General features: G+C 72.9%; 5 protein-coding genes and 2 pseudogenes. 1 reads left to right on the top strand and 6 read right to left on the bottom strand.

Going from position 1 to position 7,847, the window contains the following annotated elements; all coding sequences use genetic code 11:
- From VR45_RS45990 to VR45_RS27465, 5 genes and pseudogenes are all read right to left on the bottom strand, one after another.
- Window positions 1-153 (bottom strand): annotated as a pseudogene (locus VR45_RS45990) (peptide ABC transporter ATP-binding protein); the annotation flags it as partial.
- Window positions 150-1,151 (bottom strand): ABC transporter ATP-binding protein, encoded by a 1,002-nt coding sequence (locus VR45_RS27480; protein WP_045942534.1) that lies wholly within the window; start codon window positions 1,149-1,151, stop codon window positions 150-152. The gene VR45_RS27480 and the pseudogene VR45_RS45990, both read right to left, overlap by 4 nt.
- Entirely contained in the window at window positions 1,151-2,137 is a 987-nt protein-coding gene (locus VR45_RS27475; protein ID WP_045942533.1) for an ABC transporter permease, read from the bottom strand. The genes VR45_RS27480 and VR45_RS27475 overlap by 1 nt, the downstream gene beginning before the upstream one ends.
- The gene (locus VR45_RS27470) at window positions 2,134-3,096 is read right to left on the bottom strand and encodes an ABC transporter permease (RefSeq protein ID WP_045942532.1); all 963 of its coding nucleotides are present in this window, start codon (window positions 3,094-3,096) and stop codon (window positions 2,134-2,136) included. The genes VR45_RS27475 and VR45_RS27470 overlap by 4 nt, the downstream gene beginning before the upstream one ends.
- Before the next feature lie 13 nt (window positions 3,097-3,109).
- Entirely contained in the window at window positions 3,110-4,870 is a 1,761-nt protein-coding gene (locus VR45_RS27465; RefSeq protein WP_045942531.1) for an ABC transporter substrate-binding protein, read from the bottom strand.
- Between the two features lie 230 nt (window positions 4,871-5,100).
- Here VR45_RS27465 and VR45_RS27460 point away from each other — a divergent pair, with 230 nt between their 5' ends.
- A complete protein-coding gene (locus VR45_RS27460; protein WP_045942530.1) occupies window positions 5,101-6,579 on the top strand; it encodes an aminopeptidase P family protein in 1,479 nt (492 codons plus the stop codon).
- 170 nt (window positions 6,580-6,749) lie between these two features.
- On the opposite strand, the pseudogene VR45_RS44505 reads toward VR45_RS27460, so the two are convergent.
- A pseudogene (locus VR45_RS44505) lies at window positions 6,750-7,715 on the bottom strand (nitronate monooxygenase); the annotation flags it as partial.
- Window positions 7,716-7,847: the final 132 nt, after the last annotated feature.

Below are 7,847 nucleotides of genomic sequence, written 5' to 3'. Positions count from 1 at the left end.
GGACTCGCCGACCAGGCCGAGCGTCTCGCCGGCGCCGACGTCGAAGCTGACGCCGTCCACCGCCCTGATCGGGGCGCCGGGCTTGCCGGTGCGTGAGCGGCGGCCGGGGAAGGTCTTCACCAGATCCCGGACCGTCAGCAGGGGTTCGGTCATCCCAGGACTCCTTCCGGCACCAGCGGCAGGTGACAGGCGGCCTGGTGGCCGGGGGCGAGCGGGCCGAACTCCGGCCGCTCGGACAGGCAGCGGGCGTGCTCCTCGGCGGCGGCGGCGATGGTGCGGGCGCAGCGCGGTGCGAAGGAACAGCCGGGGGCGGGGGCGATCAGCGACGGCGGGCTGCCGGGGATGGCCCGCAGCGGGGCGTCGTCGGTGTCGTCCAGACGGGGCAGCGAGTCGAGCAGCCCGCGGGTGTACGGGTGCGCGGGGGCGGCGAACAGCCGGTCCACGGGCGCCTGTTCGGCGGCGCGGCCGCCGTACATGACGAGCACTTCGTGGGCGACCCGGGCGACCACGCCGAGGTCGTGGGTGATCATCACGACGCCGAGTCCGCGCTGCTCCTGGATCCTGGCGATCAGGTCGAGGATCTGGGCCTGGACGGTGACGTCGAGCGCGGTGGTCGGCTCGTCGGCGATCAGCAGCTCCGGCTCGCAGGCGAGCGCCATGGCGATCATCACGCGCTGGCGCATGCCGCCGGAGAACTGGTGCGGGTACTCGTCGACCCGGCGGGCCGGCTCGGGGATGCCCACCTCGGCGAGCATCTCGACGGCGCGCTCGCGGCCGGCCTTGCGGGAGGCCTTGAAGTGCACCCGGTAGTGCTCGGCGATCTGCTCCCCGACCGGGTAGAAGGGGTGCAGGCTGGACAGCGGGTCCTGGAAGATCATGGCGATCCTCCGGCCGCGGACGGCACCGAGCTGCTTCTCGCCCAGGCCGTTGAGCTCCTGGCCGTCGAGCCTGATCGAGCCGCCGACCCGGGCGCCGCGGTGCAGGCCCATGACGGCGAGCGAGGTGACGGACTTCCCGCTGCCGGACTCGCCGACCAGGCCGAGGGTCTTCCCGGCCTCGACGGTGAAGTTGATGCCGTCGACGGCCCGGACGGTGCCGCGCGGGGTGTCGAAGGTGACCTTGAGGTCCTCGACCTCCAACAACGACGTCATCAGTACCTCACTCTCGGGTCGACGTACGCGTAGAGCACGTCGACCAGCAGGTTCGCGACGACGATGAAGAAGGCCGCGAGCAGGGTGACGCCGAGGATGACGGGCTGGTCGGAGCGGAGCAGGCCGTCGTAGAAGAGGCGTCCGATACCGGGCAGACCGAAGATCGACTCGGTGATGACGGCACCGGCCAGCAGGCCGCCGAGGTCCATGCCGAAGATGGTGAGGATCGGCGTCATGCCGGAGCGCAGACCGTGCTTGACGGTGACGGTGAGCGCCGGCATGCCCTTGGCGCGGGCGGTGCGGATGTACGGCTCGGCCATCGCCTCGATCATCGAGGTCCGGCTCTGCCGGGCGTACTGGGCCGCGTAGAGCAGCGCCAGGGCGGTCCAGGGCAGCAGCAGGTTGGAGGCCCAGGACAGCGGGTTGTCGGTGAGGTTGTGGTACGCGGGGTAGGGCAGCAGGCCCGCGGTCCGCACCACGCCCCAGATCAGCATGATCGAGGTGAAGTAGACCGGCAGCGAGGCGGCGCCGACCGACAGGACGGTGAGGACCTTGTCGATGACGGTGTTCTTGCGCAGCGCCGAGGTGATGCCGGCGCTGAGGCCGAGCAGCAGCCAGAGCACGGCCGAGCCGATGGCGAGCGAGACCGACACCGGCAGGCGGTCGACCAGCAGGTCCCAGACCGGCAGCGAGTACTCGTAGGAGTAGCCGAGGCAGGGGAAGCCGCAGTGGGTGGCGCTGGCTCCGCTGCCGTAGTCGCGGCCGGCGACGATGCCCAGGAGGTAGACGAAGAACTGCTCCCAGACGGGCTTGTCCAGGCCCATCGCGGCCTTGACCTCGGCCAGCCGCTCGGGGCTGCAGGTCTTGCCGCAGGCGGCCGCGGCCGGGTCGTTGGGCAGCAGGTAGAAGATGGTGAAGGTGATGGCGCAGATGGCCAGCAGGATGCCGGCGACGCCGAGCAGCCGGCGCCCGAGGTAGAGGATCACGACCGTCCTCCCTTCGGGTCGAGGATGTCGCGCAGCGCGTCACCGAGCAGGGTGAAGGCGAGGACGGCGACGAACAGGAAGACCGTCGGGATGAGGAAGTACGTCGGGTCGGTCTCGTAGAAGACGATCGATTCGGCGATCATCTGCCCCCAGGAGGGGGTCGGCGGCCGGACGCCCACGCCGAGGTAGGAGAGCGCGGCCTCGGTGGCGATCATGCCGGGGATCAGCAGGGTGGTGTAGGCGATGATCGGCCCGGAGACGTTGGGCAGGATCTCCCGGGTGAGGATGCGCCAGGACCGGGCGCCGCCGACCTTGGCCGCCTCGACGTACTCGCGGTGCTTGAGCGAGAGGGTCTGGCCGCGGACGACGCGGGCCACGCCGGGCCAGCCGAACAGGCCGATGACCACGGTCATCAGCAGGATCCGGTTGACGTCCCTGGCCACCGACATCATCGCGATCATGAAGATCAGCGACGGGAACGACATCGTGAGGTCCATCAGCCGGGACAGCATGCTGTCGATGCGGCCGCCGAAGTAGCCGGCCGCGATGCCGGCCAGGGTGCCGGCGACGACGACGACGGCGGTGGCGACGAACGCGATCAGCAGCGACACCTGGCCGCCGTGCAGGACCCGGGCGAACAGGTCGCGGCCGGTGGCCGGCTCGACGCCGAACCAGTGCCGGGCGCCGACGCCGCCGAAGTCGCCCTTGGGCAGGCCGCCCAGGTAGGCGTCGACGGCGCGCTTGTCGAACTCCTCGGCGTTCCAGCCGCCGAGCGCGCTCAGCGGGCCGGCCAGCACGGCCATCAGGACGAGGAGGACGACCATGATCAGGCCGAAGCGGGCGGAGCCCTTGGCCCACAGCTGGTCCCAGACCAGCCGCCAGGGCCCGCGCCCGGAGGCTTTCGCGGGGCCCGCCGCCGCGACGGGCGCGGCGGCGGGCTCAGTCGTAGTGGTGCTCATGACGGACGGTTCCTCAGCCCTGGCTCTTGGCGGGGTCCTTGAGACCGACGGTGGCCATGTCGATCATGCCGGCGTAGCCCGGGGCACCGAAGGCGCCGGCCACGTTGGTGCCGACCAGCAGCGCGCGGCGCTGCCACATGAGCGGGACGGCCGGGGCCTTCTGCAGGAGCGCCTCGTCCAGCTTCTTCCAGGCCTCGTTGGCCTCGTTCACGTCCGGGAGGGCCGCGATGCGGTCCATCTCGTCCATGGTGGCCTGGTCGCGGAACTGGCTGTAGTTGCCCTGGTTGCCCTTGTCCTTGATGGTGCGGCCGTCGAACAGGAAGGGCAGGAAGGTGGCACCGGACGGGTAGTCCGGGCACCAGCCGTTGATGGTCAGCTCGGGCGCGGCCTTGGCGTCGCCGAGGGTGTCGGTGAACGCCGACGGGTCGACGGTGTTGACGGTGACCTGGATGCCGGCCTTGGACAGCGACTGCTGGACGGCCTCGCCGCGGGTCTTGTCACCGAGCGAGACGGTGAGGGAGACCTTGAGGTCGGTCTTGCCGGCCGCCTTGAGCAGGTCCTTGGCCTTCGCCGCGTCGCCGGCGGCCGGGATCTTCAGCGGGTCGGCCTTGACGCCGCCGGTCAGCGACGGCGGCAGGAAGGAGGTGGCGACGTCGGCGATCGCGGGGCCGCCGAAGGCCGTGACCTGGGCCTCGCGGTCGACCGCCCACATGACGGCCTCGCGGACCTTCGGGTCGTCGAACGGCGCCTTGGAGGTGTTGAGGTAGAGGCTGTCGGTGCAGCCGGTGCGCTCGGCCACCATGCGGGCCTTGACGTCGGCCTTGGGCAGCACCTTCGCGACCGACTCGGGGCGCATCCAGGGCATCTCGATCGCGGAGGCGTCGGCGCCGTCGCTGGCGATGATGCGGTCGTCGACCTGGCCGCCCTTGAGGCCCTGGGTGACGACGATCTTGTCCGGGTAGGCCTTGCGGATCGGGTCCGTGGACGCGTCCCAGTTGCTGTTGCGGACCAGCACCAGCTGCTTGCCGCGGTCGTAGCTCTCGATCTTGTACGGGCCGGAGGAGAACGGCCGCATGTCGTACTGGGTGCCCTTCTCCTGGGCCGGCGGCACCGGCGCGAAGGTGGGCAGGGTCGCGGTGTAGGCGAACTCGGCGACCGGGCGCTTGAGGCGGAAGACGATGGTCTTGTCGTCCGGCGTCTCGATGCTCGCCAGGTGCTCGCCGGTCAGCGGGCCCTTGTAGTTCTCGCCGCCGGCCAGGTACTGGGCCGCGTAGTCGGGGCCACCGGTGAGGTCCGGGGAGAACGAGCGCTCGACGTTGTACTTGATGTCGGACGACTTGATCGGCGAGCCGTCCTCGTACTTCAGCCCGTCGCGCAGGGTGAAGGACCAGGTCTTGCCGCCGTCGGACGGGCGGCCGGTGTCGGTGGCCAGGTCGGGGACGATCTGGTTGCCGGCGTCACCGGGCTCGGCCTTGAAGGTGACCAGGGTGCGGTAGATCAGCCGGGTACCGAAGTCCATCTGCGGCAGGGTCCAGTTGCGGGCCGGGTCGAGGTGGGCGAAGTCCTGGTTGGTCAGCACGGTCAGGGTGCCGCCCTTGACCGGGGTGCCGCCCACGGCCGTGCCGGTGTCGGCACCGGGTCCCTTGGTGGAGCTGGCAGCGGCGGTGTCGCCGGAGCCGCTGTCGCTCTTGTCCTTGCTTCCGCAGGCGCCGAGCCCGAGGGTGAGTGCCGCCGCGATGGCCGCCGCGAGGGCGGTCTGGGTACGCCTGTTCATATCTGACTCCGCAGTGGGGGGCCCGCCGAGAAGGCCCGTCGTCCAACCCCGGGGGTGGATCCGGGGCCCGGCCGGGAGGGCGACCTCAGGGGGTCTAGCCGCTCCGCGGTGTGACCCGTAACATAGTAATGTGAAATTGCACTGCACAAGAGGTGACGCCACCCGTTACCGAGATGTGTCCGTGCAGCCCCTCCTCCCCCGACTTCGCACCACGCGTTTAGGAGTACCCGGTGACCCTCCGTCAGACCGGCCTCAACACCGGAAGCCACGACCTCCCGGTGTCCGCCGCGCTCAACGCCTTCATGGGCACCTCCTGGGCCCCCACCCCGCTCCCGGCCGAGGACCGCGTCCCCGGCTACGCCGTCACCCCCGGGCGGCGCACCCGGCTGTCCGCGGCCTTCCCCGGCGAGCGCCTGATCGTCCCGGCCGGCCGGCTCAAGGTCCGCAGCAACGACGTCGACTACCGCTTCCGCCCGCACAGCGCCTACGCCTGGCTGACCGGCCTCACCGGCGAGGACCAGGTCGGCCACGTGCTCGTCCTGGAGCCGACCGGCCCCGACGGCCACGAGCCCGTCCTCTACCTGCGGCCCCGCTCCCCCCGCGGCGGCGCCGACCCGGTGCGCGGCGCCGAGTTCTTCCGCGACCGCCGCTACGGCGAGTTCTGGGTCGGCCGCCGCCCCGACCTCGACGAGGCCGCCCGGCTCACCGGCGTGCGCGTCGAGCACCTCGACGAGCTGGACAAGCTGCTCACCGGCCCGCAGCCCGCCACCCGGGTGCTGGCCGGCGTCGACCCCGAGCTCGACGCCGCCACCGGCCGCCCCGGCCCCGCCGCGCTCGTCGACGCCGACGGCCTCTTCGCCGCCGTGCTGTCCGAACTGCGACTGGTCAAGGACACCTGGGAGGTGGAGCAGCTCCAGCTCTCCGTCGACCACACCGTGCTCGGCTTCGAGGACGTCGTCCGCGCCCTGCCCGCCGCCCTGCGCCACCACCGCGGCGAGCGCTGGATCGAGGGTGTGTTCAACCTCCGCGCCCGCGCCGAGGGCAACGGCATCGGCTACGAGACCATCGCCGCCAGCGGCGCCCACGCCGGCGTCCTGCACTGGATCCGCAACGACGGCGCGCTCGACCCGAACTCCCTGCTGCTGCTGGACGCCGGTGTCGAGACCGACACCCTCTACACCGCCGACATCACCCGCACCCTCCCGCTGAGCGGCACCTTCACGCCGGTCCAGCGCCAGGTCTACGAGCTGGTGCTCGCCGCCCAGCAGGCCGGCATCGACACCCTGCGCCCCGGCGCCCGCTTCCGCGACTTCCACGCCGCGGCCGCTCGGGTCATCGCCGAGGGCCTCGCCGACTGGGGCGTGCTGCCCGTCTCCGCCGAGGAGGCGCTCGCCGAGGACAGCGGCCTCTACCGCCGCTACACCCTCTGCGGCACCGGCCACATGCTCGGCCTCGACGTCCACGACTGCGCCAAGGCCCGCGCCGAGACGTACCTGGACGCCGTCCTGGAGGAGGGCCACGTGCTCACCGTCGAGCCCGGCCTCTACCTCCAGCCAGACGACGAGACCCTCCCCGCCGAGCTGCGCGGCATCGGCGTCCGGATCGAGGACGACCTGGTCGTCACCGCCGACGGCGCCCGGCTGATGTCCGGCGCGCTGCCCCGCAGCGTCCCGGCCATCGAGGCCTGGATGGCCGAACTGCTCGGCTGAGCCCGCGGTTGCCGGCCCCACGGCGGTCGGGCCGGCACCGTCAGGGGGCCTGTCTCCTGGACCCGGAACACCGGGTCCAGGAGACAGGCCCCCGGGAACGGCCGCAGGGCCGCCGGGCTCACCGCCCGGCGGCCCCCGCCTCCTCCCACCCCCGCCGCCGGGCCGCTCCGTGCCGCCCGGTGTCCCGTCCCGGCCCACAGGTGCATCGCCCCGGTGTCACCGCGGGCGGCCGCGGCCGCCCGCAGCGGCTGGGTCAGATGGTGCACCTCCGGATAGGCGGCGGGCGCGTACGGCCCGTACAGGTCGATGAACGCGTTGCGCAGACCCCGCGCCGGGCGCCCGGTGAACGCCCGGGTCACCGCCGTCGCTTCGAACTCCGTCAGCGCCGCCCGGTGCGCCGCCGAGGTACCCGCCTCGTCCGCCCGCAGCAGCGCCGTCCCCAGCTGGACCGCCACCGCCCCGGCCCGCAGCGCGGCCGCGACCGACACCCCGTCGGCCAGCCCGCCCGCCGCGACCAGCGGCAGCCCCGTCACCGCCCGCACCTCGGCCAGCAGCGCGAGCAGCGGGACCTCCCCCGGCCGGTCCGCGACCCCGTGGGTGGCCCGGTGCCCGCCCGCCTCCGGGCCCTGCACGCACAGCGCGTCCATCCCGACCGCCTCGGCCCGCCGGGCCTCCTCCGGCGTGGTCACCGTGCCCACCTGGAACACCCCCGCCGCCCGCAGCGCCCGCGCCTCCTCGGCGGCGGGCAGCCCGAAGGTGTACGAGACCACCGCGACCGGCCCGGCGAGCAGCGCGGCGATCTTGGCGTCCCAGTCGTCCCGGTCCGGCCCGATCGCCTCCGGCAGCACGACCCCGTGCCGCTCCGCCTCGGGCCGCAGCCGCTCCCGGTAGGCGGCGACCGCCGCCGGGTCGCCGGGCGCGGCCGGCACGAAGAGGTTCACGCCGAACGGACCGTCCGTCACCTTCCGGGTCAGCTCGATCTGTTCGGCCATGGCGGCGGCACTCCGGTAACCGGCGGCCAGGAAGCCCAGCCCGCCCGCCGCGTTGACCGCGGCCACCAGCTCGGGCGTGGTCGCCCCGCCGGCCATCGGTGCGCCGATCACGGGCACGGCGAGTTCGTCGAGTCGGACGGCCATCCGGGGATCCTCCGATCACATGGCACACGAGGTCGCCGACCACCCTACGCCCGCCGTTCCCCCGGCCTCCGCGCCGTCACCCCGCCCCGCACCCCCGCCCCTCACCCCCCGCGCCGGATCAGCCCCCGGGCC

Origin of the sequence: Streptomyces sp. NRRL S-495, assembly GCF_000966955.1 — a bacterium.
Taxonomy (GTDB): Bacteria; Actinomycetota; Actinomycetes; order Streptomycetales; family Streptomycetaceae; genus Kitasatospora; species Kitasatospora purpeofusca.
The sequence above is the reverse complement of the archived record's forward strand: the minus strand, read 5'-3'. Positions and strand labels throughout refer to the sequence as shown.

Excerpts from the sequence above, each read along its gene's own strand:
- VR45_RS27480 (WP_045942534.1), bottom strand. The coding sequence starts at position 1,151 with ATGACGTCGTTGTTGGAGGTCGAGGACCTCAAGGTCACCTTCGACACC.
- VR45_RS27465 (WP_045942531.1), bottom strand. The coding sequence starts at position 4,870 with ATGAACAGGCGTACCCAGACCGCCCTCGCGGCGGCCATCGCGGCGGCA.
- VR45_RS27470 (WP_045942532.1), bottom strand. The coding sequence starts at position 3,096 with ATGAGCACCACTACGACTGAGCCCGCCGCCGCGCCCGTCGCGGCGGCG.